The sequence below is a fragment of the Dialister invisus DSM 15470 genome, assembly GCF_000160055.1.
Classification (GTDB): Bacteria; Bacillota; Negativicutes; order Veillonellales; family Dialisteraceae; genus Dialister; species Dialister invisus.
The window spans coordinates 139,100-154,909 of the sequence record NZ_GG698602.1; the positions used below are offsets into that span (position 1 = coordinate 139,100).

Here is a 15,810-nt window from a genome sequence, read left to right on the forward strand (position 1 = left end):
ACATGTTACTGTTTGACCTTCAGTTATTCGCTCATAAAAAAGGCGTTTCCAGTACAAAAAACGGTCGTGATTCTAATGCACAGCGTTTAGGAACCAAAATGCATGATGGTATGATTGCAAGACCTGGCAATATTATAGTTCGTCAGAGAGGTACCCACATCCATCCAGGTTTGAATGTAAGGTTGGGAAAAGATGATACACTTTTTGCCGTTGCAGAAGGGAAAATTCATTTTGAACGCCTTGGTCGTGATAGAAGACAAGTTAGTGTATATCCAGTAGAAAAATAGTTACAAAAAGCATCGGTGAAATATCCGATGCTTTTTCGTATATTGAAATGAGAGTTTCAGGGTGAGATAGGACATTTTGGTTGTGTCAATAATTTTTCGCGAATTCAGAAATACCTTCGGTAATATCAAATTAACCGATACTTTTCTGTTCTTGAACTCACTCCTTTTTCAATTCAAACAGGTGCTGCAAGTTAAGGTAATGTTTGTCTTTCCATTTTGATCCGGCAACATGATAAAGTCTGGCCTAAACGAATATTAGGAAACTTCACTTATATGGAAAAGGTACAGATTAGTCGTCTCATGATTGACCTGTTTAATGGATCGTTGGGTTAAGATAAAAGCCTGATAACAGATTAAAATGATTGTATCTGTTATCAGGCTTTTACATGATTAATTAATGAATGATAATTTGTGAAGCATTTTTTTCCGAATCATTGGATATAGTATCTTTCTTTAGGAGTCCGTTTTTCCCTTTTACTGCAGATTCTTTTTTAGACTTTTCTTCAGCAGTTTTCTTTTTTTGTTCCTCTTCAAATCTTCTGTATTTTTCTGCAGCAGTCAGATAAAGCGGATATTTGGGAGTGTTGGAGACAAGTGCATTAATTTCAAAAAAACGGTTCCAAGGGAAATCAGCAGAGATAGTTCGGGGATTTAAGTTTAACTTTTTCTTAGCAAAATCTTGCAGAGATGCAATCATTTCTTCTTTTACTTCCGGCGTAATTTTCCCCTTGGTATGTTTACTTTCCGCAAAGCGGATAATATCTTTTCGTACGTTGGCTTGATAGGCCCAGTTATCAATATATTGCTCTGTAAGCATGTTTTTATGATCCTGTGGTGTCATATATGGGGCGAGAATAGCCTGTGCAATTGCGTATCCGATAGTATTGCTTGCTGTATTCCAACCGTTATAGGAAGATACTTTATACAGTAGATTATTTTTTACTATGAGATTCATAAGAGTGTTGTCAGATCCATTAGCGAAATATACATCCACAATAGAAAGGCTGATACCTCGATCGATAGTGGATTTTATTTGTGTTATAAAGTCCGTAGTGCTTTGTTTCATCATTCCAAAGTTGCTGAATTGCCCGGATTCTCCTGTGGAAAGAAGCGGGGTATTAACCGCAAGCATGATGTCCGGTGACTGCTTTTGTGAGATGCTGCCGCCAACAGCATGAATATGCTCAGCAATGGTTTTTCCTATCGGTTGATTTTCATAAGACGGGATAGTATCTTCACCGCGTCCCAAGGGATAGAGAATACCAAAAGTTGGATGGAGTTTATTGCTTTCCACATGGTAGCGTGCGATAAGGAGCAGAGCGAGTTGATCGGCGCCGGGAAACGAGCCAAAAATATTATTTTTTAGCGTAGTGGTATCTTTCTCCTGATAACGTGCTTCCATGTTTGTCTGAGAATTTTTGCTGTTATCGTCATGACCTTCACAAAAATAAGCAAATACACCATTTTTTGCATCTTTTAAGAGCTGCTTATTAATTAAATTATTTTTTGTGCGTCTGCGGAACCAATCTTGAAGATATTCGGTAGGAACTGTCAATTTTAAGGAAAGTAATTCTGCCGTTTCTTCTGCAGTAATGGAATTGGTATCTTGTTTATCCTGTAAAGCCGCTATACGATAAATGTCTGTACCGTAATCACTGTAATAATAAGGCTCTACTCCGCCACTGGATGCATAAGGGGTTCGCATAATAGTGCCAAATGCATAAAGCGGAATATTTGGATGGGAAATATGTAAATTGCGTATTTTATTTTCTCTGTATTGAAGTGTTTTTAAATCTTCATTATGTTTGCGCGAATCAACCAATCCACCATAAATTAAGGTGTCAGTAGATAAAATGGCAACATCAGCCTGGTCAATATTCTGATCAATCCATGTCCAGATTCTTTCAGGGAGACCTTGATAACTTTTACCTGAAAGGAAAGCCTTCGGGGGAGTGAGAACTGTATATCCTGCTTTTTCTGCTGTAGAAACAGTATAGGCAAAACTGACCGGCCTATCATCTTGCGGTACAAACAGAATTGTTTTGGCAAATGCGGTATTTCCGCAAAATGACAGGGAAAGTACGGTAACAGCAGTAATTAGTTTATGATGAAACACGCTGAATCCTCCTATTTTAATGACGATCAATTTATTATAACATTAGTACTATGTATATGTAAAAAAATATATAAAATAAAAAAGAGCTACTCTCATAGAAAGAAACTCTTTATGGCGGAGCGGGTGGGATTCGAACCCACGGTACATTGCTGTACAACTGATTTCGAGTCAGCCTCGTTATGACCACTTCGATACCGCTCCATAATACAATTATCACATGGATAAATGACGTTTATCATCGAAAAATTCATCCATTAATTGTTGACATTCACTTTGGCAAACTCCGCGGATTACTGAAACCGCATGGTTAAAGGGATTTTGCACAATACGAAATTTGGAATCAATTCCTCCATACCACGGATTGGGTGCACCATAGATAATCGAGGAAAGATGAGCATTTACCGCTGCTCCGGCACACATTGGACATGGCTCTATGGTAACATAAAGGCTACATCCAGTCAAACGCCAGTTTCCTAATATCGCAGAAGCTTTTTTTATGGCAAGTATCTCTGCATGGGCAGTGGGATCGCTCCTGTTTTCACATTGATTGTGCGCAGCAGCAATCACAGAGTCATGCAAAACTATTATGGCACCGATAGGGATTTCTCTGGAAGTGAGAGCCTTTTTTGCTTCCTGCATCGCTAAGGACATATAATCATAGTGGTTCATCTGAGACCTCTTTGGAGAATATATTTGGAATATATTCAGTATACTATATGTGAGTTAAAGATTTACGGTAGAAAAAAATGTATGTACAGTATAAAATGAAAGAGAGTTAAAAGTTTGAATTCTTAGTTATGGAGGATTTTGAAATGGCAGAAGAAAAAAGAGTAAATCTAAAGGCGGCAAAATTCCAGAAATATTTGGATGATAATAAGCTTACTTTTTTCCGTCGAGATGCATCTAATGATGAAGCGGATACAATTGTGTTCCAATCTAATATTCAGGTGGAGGGACAGACACTGCCGGTTATAATTATTACTGACAGTACGATTTATACGATTATTCGTGTGCAGGTTGGTGCAGGACTTGTTAAAGAAGACAATCATGTTAAGTTTGGCGAATATCTGAATGGATTGAACAGAAGTTATAAAGTATTTAAGTATGTGGTTGCGGAGAATGGTGCTGTATTTCTAGATGCTTGTCTGCCAAGTACAAATGAAAGTTTTGATCCGGAAGTTGTACGTGTAGTTTTGGATGTTATTGTGGATCATCTGAATCAGGAGTATAAGAATATCATGAAAGAGGTCTGGAATTGATATATTCATCCATAGAATAAACAAATCAATGTCTCCTTGAATTTATACAATATTCAGGGAGATATTTTATTTACAGTGAAACGTAAAACATTAACGGCAGTTCTTGCTTTTTAGAACTATTCTATGGGAATCTCTTTTTTGATAATGATAATATAATATAGAAAATGAGAATAAAAAATGATAGAATAATGAAAATAAATGAATTTGGGGATATATTATGACACCAGAGAAAATAAAACCTCGTTGGGTATTTCGTGGGGCATCATCAGAAGAGAAGGTTGCTGTCCCTGACTTTTTCAATTTAAATAATATACCTGAGGGTACTGCGCGTATTATGATGCGTCGCGGTATTTCCACGGAAGAGAAATTAACGCATTTTTTATATGATACATTAGACAATCTGTCTGATCCTTTTCTTATGAAAGGCATGCAGCAAGCAGTTAGACGCATTATTCAAGCAATTGATTTAAAAGAAAAAATAGTTATTTATGGGGACTATGATGTTGACGGTATTACGTCTACATCTATTTGTGTAAGATGCCTGCGAAAATTGGGGGCAGATGTAAATTTTTATATTCCGTTGCGCGAGGAAGAAGGCTACGGTTTAAACCGTGACGCTATAAACAAATTGTCCAAAGAAGGAGTTTCTCTTTTAATTACTGTAGACTGCGGTATTAGTTCTGCAGATTTAGTGGCAGAAGCGCCACAGTCTTTGGATATTATCATCACGGATCATCATCAGCCGCCAAAGGTATTGCCTGATTGTGTAGCTGTATTGAATCCACATCAGGAGGACTGTCCTTATCCATATAAGGAGTTAGCTGGATGCGGAGTAGCATTCACTCTTTGCCGCGGTATTTATAAAGAATTATATAATGAAGATTATAAGGAAAATATAGAATTGGTAGCGTTGGGGACTATTGCGGATGTGGTATCTTTAACAGGGGAAAATCGGATACTTGTCAAAGAAGGTATGGCACGTTTTCTTTTGACTCCTATAAAGGGTTTATCGGCACTTCTCCGTATTACCGGTCTTGTGAATGAAGATACGAAAGAAATTCTTCATGCGGATTACATTTCTTTTGGGCTTGCACCACGATTGAATGCAGCCGGTCGTATTACTCATGCGAAATATGGTGTGGAATTGATGACTACTGAGTCTGGGGAGGAGGCTGAAGCACTTGCACAGATATTATGTGACACCAATATCGAGCGGCAGCATATTGAACGTGAGATTTATGAAGAGGCGTTGCAGCGGATTGCTGAACTGCAAATTCAAGATGATCTGGTACTTGTTATTGACGGAAAAGACTGGCATCCCGGTGTTATAGGAATTGTAGCATCGCGTATACTTGAGTTATATCATCGTCCAGTATTGGTTATAACAGTCAGGAATGGAGTTGGAAAGGGGTCTTGCAGAAGCATTTCCGCTTTTAATATACATGAGGCTTTGGAAAAAATGGCAGGATTTCTTATCCAGTATGGTGGGCATAAAATGGCAGCAGGTTTCAGCATTCCTGCAGAGAGAATTTCCGAGTTTAGGAAGCGGATTAATGATTACGCAAAAGGGATTATAACTGTGGATGACAGGATACCTGTACTGGAATTAGAAGAATCTTTACCTTTGGATGAAGTAAATATAGAATTTATTCGCTCATTAGATTTGTTAGAACCTTATGGCAGCGATAATCCTAAGCCTCTGTTTGCCAGTTTCAGGGTTTTTGTGGAAACTGCCCGACGAATAGGAAATGATCGTAAACATTTTAAGTGCAGATTATCACAAAATCGTGAACCAGTAGAAGCTATTTTTTGGGGGATAGGAGATAAAGACCCCTGTTGCCCGGGAGATATTGTAGATATTGTATATGAACCGGAAATTCATGATTGGTACGGTGAACATGTCCAGTTGATCTGTAAAGATATCAGACCGGTAAAAGACTATTTTTTAACCAGAGATTTTCTGATCGATGTGTTTGTTCGTCTAAGAGAATTGATTCCTAATAGTAAATCTGTGGCTGTATTTGAGATACAAAACAGATTAAAACGGTCTTTTGAGGGGAAATATAGCAGGCAGTGTTTATGTACCGCCTTGTCAGTGTTTGAAGAGTTGAATATACTATATCGTTTCAATAGGAATGGCGTTGGCTATTACCAGAGAAAGGTTATAAATAAAAAACTTGATTTATTATCATCGTCTATTTATAGAAAATATAGAAAATAAGGAGTTGGGATTACGTGAGTGATAGAAGAGGGACTCTTAAGCAGGCTATTACGAATATAGTTGACCATCAAGATATTTTGTCGCGCAATTTGAATGAAGAGTCACTTCGTACTGACGCATCAGCGTCAACCTTAGCTGAGTTTTTAATTCATCAGGATGAATATATAAAGATTGAATCAGGTAAAAAAGATTTTTCGATTGAAACGAGCCATGAATATAACAAATTGATGGAGAAATTAAAGACATATATTCATGAAACTCAAAGCATGGAAACCATCCGGCATGCGTTTGAAATCGCGCAAAAGGCACATGAAGGACAGATTCGCGCTACTGGAGAACCATATATTATTCATCCGTTAGCAGTGGCATATATTCTGGCAGAGTTGGAAATTGATGCACAAGGGATTATTGCAGCTCTTCTTCATGATGTAGTAGAAGATACTGCGTATACGCTGGAAGACATCCGCCGTATTTTTGGGGATGAAGTTGCTTTTATAGTGGATGGGATTACAAAATTGTCACAGTTCCATTATAAAGACAAAGAAGATCAGCAGACGGAAAATTTTCGAAAAATGTTTTTGGCTATGGCGCAGGATATTCGTGTAGTAGTTATAAAATTAGCCGATCGTCTTCATAATATGCGTACACTTGGAATTTTTAGACGTGAAAAACAGATACGCATCGCAAAAGAAACCATGGAGATATATGCCCCTTTAGCCCATCGCCTGGGTATTTATAATATCAAATGGGAGCTGGAAGATTTATGCTTTCATTATCTTCATACTGAGGAGTATTATGATCTTGTCCGACAAATGCGGCAGAAACGCAAAGCTCGTGAAGAAATCGTAAATGACACTATGGAAGTGCTTCATCAAAGTATAAATGATGCGGGCATTAAAGCGACTATTACCGGTCGTCCCAAACATTTTTATAGTATTTATAAAAAAATGAAACGAGATAATAAAGATTTATCTCAAATTTATGATTTATATGCAGTGCGTGTAATCGTAAATACAATTCCTCAGTGTTATGCGGTTCTTGGAATTGCGCACTCCCTTTGGAAACCATTGCCTAATCGGTTTAAGGATTATATCGCTGTACCTAAGCCCAATATGTACCAATCTCTTCATACAACTGTAATCGGTACAAAAGGACAGCCTGTCGAAATACAAATCCGTACTTGGGAAATGCATCATATTTCAGAATATGGTGTAGCCGCCCATTGGAGATATAAAGAAGGGAATAAAGCCGGGACAAAAGATTTTGACCAAAAAATCAGTTGGCTTCGTCGGCTTTTGGAATGGCAAGATACTTCCAATTCAAAAGAGTTTTTAAACGCTTTAAAGTTAGATGTATTTTCTGATGAGGTTTTTGTTTTTACTCCCAAGGGTGATGTTATTAATTTGCCTAAAGGATCTATTCCTATTGATTTTGCCTATCGTATTCATACAGAAGTCGGGAATCACTGTGTAGGGGCAAAAGTTAATAATAAAATTGTTCCGCTTGATACCAAATTAAAAAATGGGGATATCGTTTCAGTGATTACAGCAAAAACCGGAAAACCAAGTTATGATTGGATTAATATGGTAGGCTCGACCGAGTGTAAAGCCAAAATCCGAAGCTGGTTCAAGAAAGAATACAGACCTGAAAATATAACACATGGGCAGGAACTTCTTATAGCGGAAACAGAACGGCAAGGATATAGATGGAAAGAAATTACGTCTAAGAATCACCTGGATGATGTGCGGAAATATTTTAACAATATTTCAAAGGATGATCTTTTTGCTGCTGCGGGATATGGTGGCCTTTCAGTAAAGACTATCGTACTTAAATTGATTGATCTTTATAAAAAAGATCTTAATGAACAGAAAATCACCGGGTTAAAGACTTCAAAAGATTTTGAAAACTTAAGAATGCGGAGCCTAAAAAAAAGGGTAAGCAATGGAATTCTTGTAAAGGGAGAAGATGGATTGGTAGTTCATTTATCCAAGTGTTGTAATCCTGTTCCCGGTGATGAAATCATTGGTTATGTTACACGCGGCAGAGGAGTATCTGTTCATCGTACAGATTGCCCTAATGCAATTAATCTTTCGGACAAAGACAGAACCATTGAAGTAGAATGGGAACAGGAAACCAGCGGTATGTTTTTAGTTACGATTGAAGTTATTGCCTATGATCGGACCGGTTTAATGGCCGATATTTTGGCGGTATTAATGGAACTGAAGCTTTCTGTTTCTACAGCTAATGTAAAAGTTGAGAATACAGGGATGGCTGGAATGAATTTGGGAATACAGATTAAAGATTTGCAACAATTGGAATTTATCATGACAAAAATACGTCGTATAAAAGGTGTTCATTCAGTTCATCGTATGCGTTCTTCTCGTGGAGGATAATATGAGATCTGTTATTCAAAGATGTAATTGGTGCAGAGTACTTTCTGAAGGGAAGGTGTGTGGAGAAATAGGTAAGGGGCTGGTTGCCTTGCTGGGTATTAAGCGTGGAGATACGGAAGAAGATGCATTATATATATCTGATAAGATACTGCATTTAAGAATTTTTGAGGATGAAAATAATAAGATGAACCTGTCGCTTTTGGATACGAAAGGAGCGCTTATGATTGTGTCACAGTTTACCTTATATGGAGATTCCAGACATGGGCGTCGGCCAAGTTTTACTGAGGCGGAACTTCCAAAACAGGCGAGTAGGCTTTATGAACATGTGGTGCGGAGCTGCAGGATAGAAGGAATAAAAGTAGAAACCGGAAATTTTCAGACATATATGCAGGTAGCACTTGAAAATGACGGTCCGGTTACTTTGCTTCTTGATTCGAAAAAACTTTTTTGACACTTATCACAACTTCAATTTGGGAGGGAATTTGCATGAAAATAACCTATCTTGTCCTCGGTCCCTTTATGACCAATACATATATCATATATGATGAAAATACAATGGATGCTGTCATAATTGACCCCTCCTTTACTCCTGAAAATATTATTCGTGCAGTAGCTCAGCTAAAAGTGAATGTTAAAGGAATCTTTCTGACACATGGACATGTAGACCACATGGCCGGACTTAACAAGTTAAAAGGAGTTTATAAAGAAGCCCGTGTATATATGAATATCAATGATAAAGAGTATTTATCGGATCCTAAAAAGAATCTTTCTGATTCATTCCCTCAGCCAACGATTTGTAAAGCAGCAGATTATTGGGTAAGTTATAGAGAGCATATAAAAGTAGGAAAACTTGATTTTACCGTGTTGGATACATCGGGACATACTCCCGGAGGAATTTCTTTTTACATGGAAAAGGAAAAGGTTGTTTTTACCGGAGATTCCCTTTTTCGAGAATCTATTGGACGTACGGACTTTCCCGGTGGAGATATAAAAAGGCTTTTGCAGACCATTAGAAAAAATCTTTTTTCATTATCCGATGAAGTAATTGTTTTGCCTGGACATGGGGAGGCAACAAGCATTGGATATGAGAAAAAACATAACCCGTTTTTGGTCGGAGGTTGATGATGAAAAGAACCGCAGAATTTTGGATGCGTGTTTCCATAACTTTATTTTTTATATTACTTGCGCTTTCAGCGCCGATTATTTTTTTCCCGTTCGGAATATCTCTTATCCTATCTATTTTGCTTACACCGCTTGCTCAAAAATTATATAAATGGATAAATATGACCGGGATAAAGAATATCCCTTATGATATTCCGATTATTATATCTTTTGGTATATTTATCGGAATTATATATCTGATTGCAATTCATATTTTTGTACCATTCATCACGGAGTTAAGAGCGTTTACAAGAAGTATTCCTGCTACATTCTCTGCATTGCAGTCAGCAATTCCCGAGTTGGAAGCAGCTTATCATTTGAGTTTGCTTCCTGCGGAGGCGCAAGGTTTCATTGCAAAAATGATTCAAGAGATAGGGGAATATACATTGAGACTTGCACAATTCAGTTTGTCAGCAATATTTTCTTTTGCCAGTACAGTAATTGAATTGATTGTTGTACCTTTTATTACTTTTTACATGATGAAGAAGGGGAGAACGTTTTCCAATAAGTTTGCTGAACTTTTTCCGGAAAGGTATCATGCACACATAAAGAACTTGTTTAAGGAAATTCATTTTGTTTTAAAAGCATACATACATGGACAACTTCTACTGTCGGTACTCATGGCGTTCCTTGTTTTTATTGGAATGTGGATTATGGATATTCCATATCCATTGGTTATTGGACTTCTTGCCGGGGTTGTGGAGATGGTGCCAATCATAGGTCCAATTATTGGGGCTGTCCCGCCTATACTTCTCGGTCTTTTGCAGGGAAGCAGTGTTATGATTCAAGTTATTATTTTCTATGTGGTTGTACAACAGTTAGATTCTCATTTTATTATGCCGAAACTTATGGGATCGATTATTGAAGTTCACCCAGTGGCAATTATCGCAGGAGTGCTTATCGGCGGAAGCCTAAAAGGAATATTGGGGATGATGATAGCCGTCCCTGCGGTGGCAGTTCTTCAAATATTATTACGCCATATGTGGTATTACGATAGATATAAAGTCTTGCGCTAATGGAGGGTAAAATGAAAAAATCAGCAGTAATGAATACGTTAAAGAAAAAGATTCGTGAACATAAATATAAGTTTACGACACAGCGCCAGGTTATTTTACAGGCATTCCTCGAAAGCAAAGAAAACCATATGTGTGCGGAAGATGTATATGAATTTGTTCGGGATAACAATCCGGAAATAGGGCTTGCAACCGTATATCGTTCGCTTGAATTGTTTACATCACTTGAGCTCTTAAAAAAATTGGACTTTGGTGATGGCAGAAGTCGTTATGAATTAAATGACCACAATTTGGCACATTCGCATTATCATTTAATTTGTCTTAAATGCGGAAAAGTGATTGAGTTTTCCTATGATTTTATGAATAAAATGAAAGAAAAAATAAAGAAAGGAAATGGATTTGCTATTGTCGATTATCAGTTAAAATTTTATGGCTACTGCGCTGATTGTGAAAGAAATGATAAAACTGATAAATGATTTATTTGCGTATATATATATATAATGTTAGAATTATTGCGTTAATGCCCATTTGAATTTTGAGGCATTACTTGATAAGTATTCTTTTATGAGAATAAAGAGGTGTTGAGGATCTTGCAGGCATTAAGAGGTACACAGGATATTCTGCCTGATAACATCTATAAATGGAATCATGTAGAATCCGTTATTAAGGAATTATGTGCTCTCTATGGGTATAGTGAAATTAGAACTCCTATGTTTGAGGATACAAAGTTATTTCTTCGTGGGATTGGTGATACTACGGATGTGGTAGCAAAGGAAATGTATACGTTTGAAGACCGGGGAGGACGATCAATTACGTTGCGGCCGGAGAACACCGCAGCCGTAGTCAGGTCCTATCTTGAACATAAATTGTATGGAGATCAGCAGGTACATAAGCTGTTTTACATTGGATCAATGTTCAGGTATGATCGTCCGCAGGCAGGGCGATATAGAGAATTCCACCAGTTTGGAGTGGAAGTTCTTGGAGCATCGTCCCCAGCAGCAGATGCGGAAGTAATAAACCTCGCTTATACGCTGTTTAAAACGCTCGGGCTTAAAGAATTGGAACTTCATATTAATTCTATTGGAGACTATAAATGCAGGCCCATATATAGACAGAAATTAATAGAGTTTTTTGAAGAAAAGGAAGATCAGCTTTGTGATGACTGCCAGGCTCGCCTTCATAAAAATCCACTCCGCATCTTGGATTGCAAAGAAGATAGCTGCCGACGTGCCTCTGCTGGTGCACCGAAAATAACAGATTATCTTTGTGATGAGTGCGAGAAAAAATTCGAGGCGGTAAAACGATATCTGGCAGCATTGGAGATCCCTTATTTAGTTGATTCCCGTTTAGTGCGGGGGCTTGACTATTATACAAATACTGCGTTTGAAATTCAGTATCCGCCATTGGGAGCCCAAAGTGCGATATGTGGCGGTGGTCGTTATGATGGATTGGTAGAGGATGTGGGTGGTCCATCGACACCAGGAATAGGATTTGCTGTGGGCCTTGAAAGACTGTTGCTTGCGCTGGAAATGCAAAAACTGATTCCAGAACCGGCAAATCGCAAGAAAGTATATATTGTGACACTAGGGGAAGATGCTGTTGTGGAAGGCATCAAGATACAGCAACACCTTCGTGACAAAGGTGTTATTGCGGAAATTGATTTGCAGGATCGCAGTATAAAAGGACAAATGAAACAAGCCGGTAAAAATAATGCGGAATATACAGTAATTATCGGTGCTAATGAGATGGAGAAAAAAGAAGCTGCCGTAAAAAACATGGAAAACGGAAAGCAGCAGGATATTCCATTTCTCAAAGTATCTGATTTCATTACAGGGTCGAGCAGACAGTAAATAACTGCAAAATATTTTATATTATTAACGTTTTAAAGAGGTGCTCAAATATGGAAACAATGGCAGGTATGCACAGATCCTGCGGATGCGGCAGAGTTACAGAAAAGGATTGCGGAAAAGAATTAACCTTGGCAGGATGGGTAAATACCCGTCGGGATCATGGTGGATTGATTTTTATTGATTTACGGGATAGAAGCGGCATTGTACAGGTTGTCATGAGTCCACAATATGGAGAAGACGCGTTTCATAAAGCGGAAGATGTGAGAAGTGAATATGTATTGGCGATAAGAGGGATTGTTAGAGAAAGAAGTCCTGAAACCGTCAATCCTAAAATGCAGACAGGAAAAATAGAAGTGGTTGTTTCAGAAATGCGTGTTTTAAATAAAGCTAAGACACCTCCTTTTTATGTTGAAGATGGAATTGATGTAGATGAAACCGTAAGGCTGAAACATCGTTATATTGATTTGCGCCGTCCTGAAATGCAAAGGAATTTGATTATGCGCCATAAAATTGTTCACGAAATGAGACAATTTTTGGATGCACACGATTTTCTTGAAGTAGAAACTCCGATCTTAACCAAAAGTACGCCTGAAGGTGCGCGCGACTATTTGGTACCAAGCCGTGTTAATCCTGGTAAATTTTATGCATTGCCTCAATCACCGCAGCTTTTTAAACAGCTTCTCATGGTATCCGGATTGGAAAGATATTTTCAGATAGCGCGTTGTTTTCGTGACGAAGATCTTCGTGCAGATCGCCAGCCGGAATTCACACAGTTGGATATAGAATTATCCTTTGAAGATCAGGATTTTATCTTGGACTTAATGGAACATATGATGCAGAGAATTTTTAAAAATGTCCTTAATGTGGATATTCAGATTCCATTTAAGCGTATTACTTGGGATGATGCCATGAATCTATATGGTTCCGATAAGCCGGATCTTAGGTTTGATATGCATTTTTATGATATTTCGGATTTACTTCGAGACACCGGTTTTAAAGTATTCCGTAATGTACTTGATAACGGTGGGATTGTAAAGGCGATTACCGTGAAGGGGGACGCCGCAATTCCCCGCCGTGAATTGGATGGCTTAGTGGATTATGTCGGGAATTATGGCGCGAAAGGGCTTGCATGGATCGGTCTTAATAAAGATGGCAGCTTGAAATGCCAGATTACTAAATTTCTCGGAGAAGATAAGATCCGCGAAATTGGTAAATTCTGTGAAGCGGAAAATGGAGATCTTATTCTCATTATTGCAGATAAGCCAAAAGTTGTCGCCCAGGCGCTTGGCGAACTCCGCCTCGAAATGGCGCGCCGTATGAATCTCATTGATGAAAATGAATTCTGCTTCCGCTGGGTAACTGATTTCCCGATGTTTGAATACAGCGAAGAGGATAAACGCTGGGTTGCAGAACATCATCCCTTTACTGCTCCGCGTGATGAAGATGTCCAGTACTTGCTTACTGATCCTTCAAAAGTATATGCTAAGGCCTATGACATGGTTTTAAACGGAGTTGAGGCAGGTGGCGGTTCACTTCGTATTTATCAGGAGGAACTGCAGGAAAAAGTTTTCAAGGCGATTGGGATAACACACGAAGAAGCACAGGAAAAGTTTGGGTTCCTTTTGGATGCTTTCCGCTATGGTGCGCCGCCGCATGCAGGGATTGCCTTGGGACTTGATCGGCTTGTAATGCTTATGCTTCGTTTAGGATCCATCCGTGATGTTATTGCATTTCCAAAAACACAGAGTGCTATCGATCAAATGACACAGGCACCTTCAGAAGTTGTTGATATGCAGTTAAAGGAGCTGCATATCAGAGTAGATGTTAAAAAAGAAAAGAATTTATTAATTTAATTTATACCTACTGCAAAACGCATTTGTCATTTTGAAGAAAAAGACAAATGCGTTTCTTGTATGATGATGGCAGAAACTTGTAAAACAGAATACTTTTTGCTACACTAATATTAAAGATAAAACCCTGCTGTGCACGTGTCGCTTTATATTTTGAACCAACACCTTTAAAAAGGGAGTTCAGAATCGATTTGTGGATTCAATGCCCTTCTTCAGGGACTGAAGGAACAGGTCATGAGGACACCCACCTGCATCTATGCAGACTCAAAATACAGCATTAAACGACATGGTGGGGTCATTAAATGCAATGCCGCTAAGGTTTACTTGGCGGCTTATTCTTATGGGGAAGAAAAGATGGAATCATTATTTGACATATCAGATGAATCAAACGCATATGCTCCGCTGGCGGATCGAATGCGTCCGGAAATACTTGATGATATCATAGGGCAAGACGAGTCTGTAGGGAAAAACTCTTTCCTTTATAAAATGATAGAAAGAGATACAGTACCATCTCTTCTTCTCTTTGGGCCGCCCGGATGTGGAAAAACGACAATTGCATCTGTTATTGCAAAGATGACTAAGTTCAAATTTTTAAAATTAAATGCGACTTCCAGCGGAGCTAAAGAAATTCGCGACATCGTTCCCGCTGCCCAAAAAGAATTGCAGTACTATGGAAGAAGAACTATTGTATTCATCGATGAAGTTCACCGATTTAATAGGGCACAGCAGGATTTATTACTGCCTTATGTGGAAAATGGGACTTTCATATTGATTGGAGCAACTACGGAAAATCCTTATTTTGAACTAAACGGTTCGTTACTGTCCCGGATAAGATTGATTCATCTTAAACCGCTTAGCATCGATTCAATCGTCCTTATCCTCCAAAAAGCGCTTACAGATAAAAATAAGGGATTGGGCATGCATGATTATCATGCGGATGAAATAGTTCTTAAAAATATTGCTGCATATGCGGCAGGTGATACTAGAATCGCGTTAAACTTATTGGAGCAGGCTACAACAAGTTTGCCATATGGCGGGGTACTGACTGAAAAAGAAGTACAGGGGGTTGCCGGGGAACAAATGTCCGTGTATGATAAAAAAGGTGATTATCATTACGATATTGCTTCCGCATTTATTAAGAGCATGCGTGGAAGCGATCCCCAGGCAGCTCTTCACTATCTGGCAAGAATGATTGCAGGGGGAGAAAAAACCTCTTTTATTTCACGGAGAATTATAATCTGTGCGGCAGAAGATGTTGGATTAGCGGATCCCGATGCTCTTCGTGTGGCAGTGTCGGCAGCACAGGCGGCGGAAATGGTTGGATTCCCGGAAGCGCAGATTATTTTGGCGGAAGCAGTATTATATATTTCTCTTGCTCCTAAAAGTAATAGTACGGTTGTCGGTATTTCTGCTGCGATGACAGATATTGCAAAGAAGAGTAACTGGTCTATTCCGCGGCATTTGAAAGATGCACATTATAATGGAGCGAACAGGCTGGGATACGGAATAGCTTATAAATATCCACATGCATATGGGGGATGGGTTAAACAGCAGTATCTGCCTGATGAACTTTGTTCTGCTGTGTATTACCGCCCTGTATTGAATGGTGCAGAAGCGGAGATTGTAAAAAGATGGAATAAAAGGATGAATAAGGAGTAGG

The 15,810-nt window shown here is 38.6% G+C and carries 13 protein-coding genes, 1 tRNA gene and 1 other RNA gene; 12 read left to right on the forward strand and 3 right to left on the reverse strand.

The window, feature by feature from the left end:
- The first annotated feature begins 2 nt into the window (after positions 1-2).
- On the forward strand, positions 3-287 hold the full coding sequence (rpmA, locus tag GCWU000321_RS00675) for a 50S ribosomal protein L27 (protein WP_007069133.1): 285 nt from the start codon (positions 3-5) through the stop codon (positions 285-287).
- A 394-nt stretch (positions 288-681) separates the two neighbouring features.
- Here the strand turns inward: rpmA and GCWU000321_RS00680 are convergent, their stop codons facing one another.
- The 3 genes from GCWU000321_RS00680 to GCWU000321_RS00690 form a co-directional block, all read right to left on the reverse strand.
- Positions 682-2,403 (reverse strand): DUF4127 family protein, encoded by a 1,722-nt coding sequence (locus GCWU000321_RS00680; protein WP_040381048.1) that lies wholly within the window; start codon positions 2,401-2,403, stop codon positions 682-684.
- 112 nt (positions 2,404-2,515) lie between these two features.
- Positions 2,516-2,604 (reverse strand) — tRNA-Ser (locus tag GCWU000321_RS00685).
- 12 nt (positions 2,605-2,616) lie between these two features.
- Positions 2,617-3,072, reverse strand: coding sequence for a nucleoside deaminase (locus GCWU000321_RS00690; RefSeq protein WP_007069135.1), 456 nt, complete (start codon positions 3,070-3,072; stop codon positions 2,617-2,619).
- A gap of 143 nt (positions 3,073-3,215) precedes the next feature.
- Here GCWU000321_RS00690 and GCWU000321_RS00695 point away from each other — a divergent pair, with 143 nt between their 5' ends.
- The 11 genes from GCWU000321_RS00695 (at position 3,216) to GCWU000321_RS00740 (ending at position 15,809) form a co-directional block, all read left to right on the forward strand.
- Positions 3,216-3,662, forward strand: coding sequence for a hypothetical protein (locus GCWU000321_RS00695; RefSeq protein WP_022026873.1), 447 nt, complete (start codon positions 3,216-3,218; stop codon positions 3,660-3,662).
- 217 nt (positions 3,663-3,879) lie between these two features.
- Positions 3,880-5,883 carry a single-stranded-DNA-specific exonuclease RecJ gene (gene recJ / locus GCWU000321_RS00700; RefSeq protein WP_007069137.1) on the forward strand — a complete coding sequence of 668 codons (2,004 nt, stop codon included), beginning with the start codon at positions 3,880-3,882 and terminating at the stop codon, positions 5,881-5,883.
- A 227-nt stretch (positions 5,884-6,110) separates the two neighbouring features.
- Positions 6,111-8,276, forward strand: coding sequence for a RelA/SpoT family protein (locus GCWU000321_RS00705; RefSeq protein WP_211204399.1), 2,166 nt, complete (start codon positions 6,111-6,113; stop codon positions 8,274-8,276).
- A 1-nt stretch (position 8,277) separates the two neighbouring features.
- Positions 8,278-8,727 carry a D-aminoacyl-tRNA deacylase gene (gene dtd, locus GCWU000321_RS00710; protein WP_040381051.1) on the forward strand — a complete coding sequence of 150 codons (450 nt, stop codon included), beginning with the start codon at positions 8,278-8,280 and terminating at the stop codon, positions 8,725-8,727.
- Between the two features lie 35 nt (positions 8,728-8,762).
- On the forward strand, positions 8,763-9,398 hold the full coding sequence (locus GCWU000321_RS00715) for an MBL fold metallo-hydrolase (protein WP_007069140.1): 636 nt from the start codon (positions 8,763-8,765) through the stop codon (positions 9,396-9,398).
- A gap of 2 nt (positions 9,399-9,400) precedes the next feature.
- Positions 9,401-10,453, forward strand: a complete 1,053-nt coding sequence (locus tag GCWU000321_RS00720; RefSeq protein ID WP_040381055.1) for an AI-2E family transporter — start codon at positions 9,401-9,403, stop codon at positions 10,451-10,453.
- Between the two features lie 11 nt (positions 10,454-10,464).
- A complete protein-coding gene (locus GCWU000321_RS00725) occupies positions 10,465-10,926 on the forward strand; it encodes a Fur family transcriptional regulator (RefSeq protein ID WP_390888852.1) in 462 nt (153 codons plus the stop codon).
- Between the two features lie 114 nt (positions 10,927-11,040).
- Positions 11,041-12,300, forward strand: a complete 1,260-nt coding sequence (gene hisS, locus GCWU000321_RS00730) for a histidine--tRNA ligase (RefSeq protein WP_040381056.1) — start codon at positions 11,041-11,043, stop codon at positions 12,298-12,300.
- A 50-nt stretch (positions 12,301-12,350) separates the two neighbouring features.
- Complete coding sequence (gene aspS, locus GCWU000321_RS00735) at positions 12,351-14,153, forward strand: aspartate--tRNA ligase (RefSeq protein WP_007069144.1); 1,803 nt, start codon at positions 12,351-12,353, stop codon at positions 14,151-14,153.
- Positions 14,154-14,271: 118 nt separating this feature from the next.
- A non-coding RNA gene (ssrS, locus tag GCWU000321_RS09325) (6S RNA) lies at positions 14,272-14,450 on the forward strand.
- A 54-nt stretch (positions 14,451-14,504) separates the two neighbouring features.
- Positions 14,505-15,809, forward strand: a complete 1,305-nt coding sequence (locus tag GCWU000321_RS00740) for a replication-associated recombination protein A (protein WP_040381687.1) — start codon at positions 14,505-14,507, stop codon at positions 15,807-15,809.
- Position 15,810 lies beyond the last annotated feature (1 nt).

Excerpts from the sequence above, each read along its gene's own strand:
- rpmA (WP_007069133.1), top strand. The coding sequence starts at position 3 with ATGTTACTGTTTGACCTTCAGTTATTCGCTCATAAAAAAGGCGTTTCC.
- GCWU000321_RS00690 (WP_007069135.1), bottom strand. The coding sequence starts at position 3,072 with ATGAACCACTATGATTATATGTCCTTAGCGATGCAGGAAGCAAAAAAG.
- GCWU000321_RS00695 (WP_022026873.1), top strand. The coding sequence starts at position 3,216 with ATGGCAGAAGAAAAAAGAGTAAATCTAAAGGCGGCAAAATTCCAGAAA.
- recJ (WP_007069137.1), top strand. The coding sequence starts at position 3,880 with ATGACACCAGAGAAAATAAAACCTCGTTGGGTATTTCGTGGGGCATCA.
- GCWU000321_RS00705 (WP_211204399.1), top strand. The coding sequence starts at position 6,111 with ATGGAGAAATTAAAGACATATATTCATGAAACTCAAAGCATGGAAACC.
- dtd (WP_040381051.1), top strand. The coding sequence starts at position 8,278 with ATGAGATCTGTTATTCAAAGATGTAATTGGTGCAGAGTACTTTCTGAA.
- GCWU000321_RS00715 (WP_007069140.1), top strand. The coding sequence starts at position 8,763 with ATGAAAATAACCTATCTTGTCCTCGGTCCCTTTATGACCAATACATAT.
- GCWU000321_RS00720 (WP_040381055.1), top strand. The coding sequence starts at position 9,401 with ATGAAAAGAACCGCAGAATTTTGGATGCGTGTTTCCATAACTTTATTT.
- GCWU000321_RS00725 (WP_390888852.1), top strand. The coding sequence starts at position 10,465 with ATGAAAAAATCAGCAGTAATGAATACGTTAAAGAAAAAGATTCGTGAA.
- aspS (WP_007069144.1), top strand. The coding sequence starts at position 12,351 with ATGGAAACAATGGCAGGTATGCACAGATCCTGCGGATGCGGCAGAGTT.
- GCWU000321_RS00740 (WP_040381687.1), top strand. The coding sequence starts at position 14,505 with ATGGAATCATTATTTGACATATCAGATGAATCAAACGCATATGCTCCG.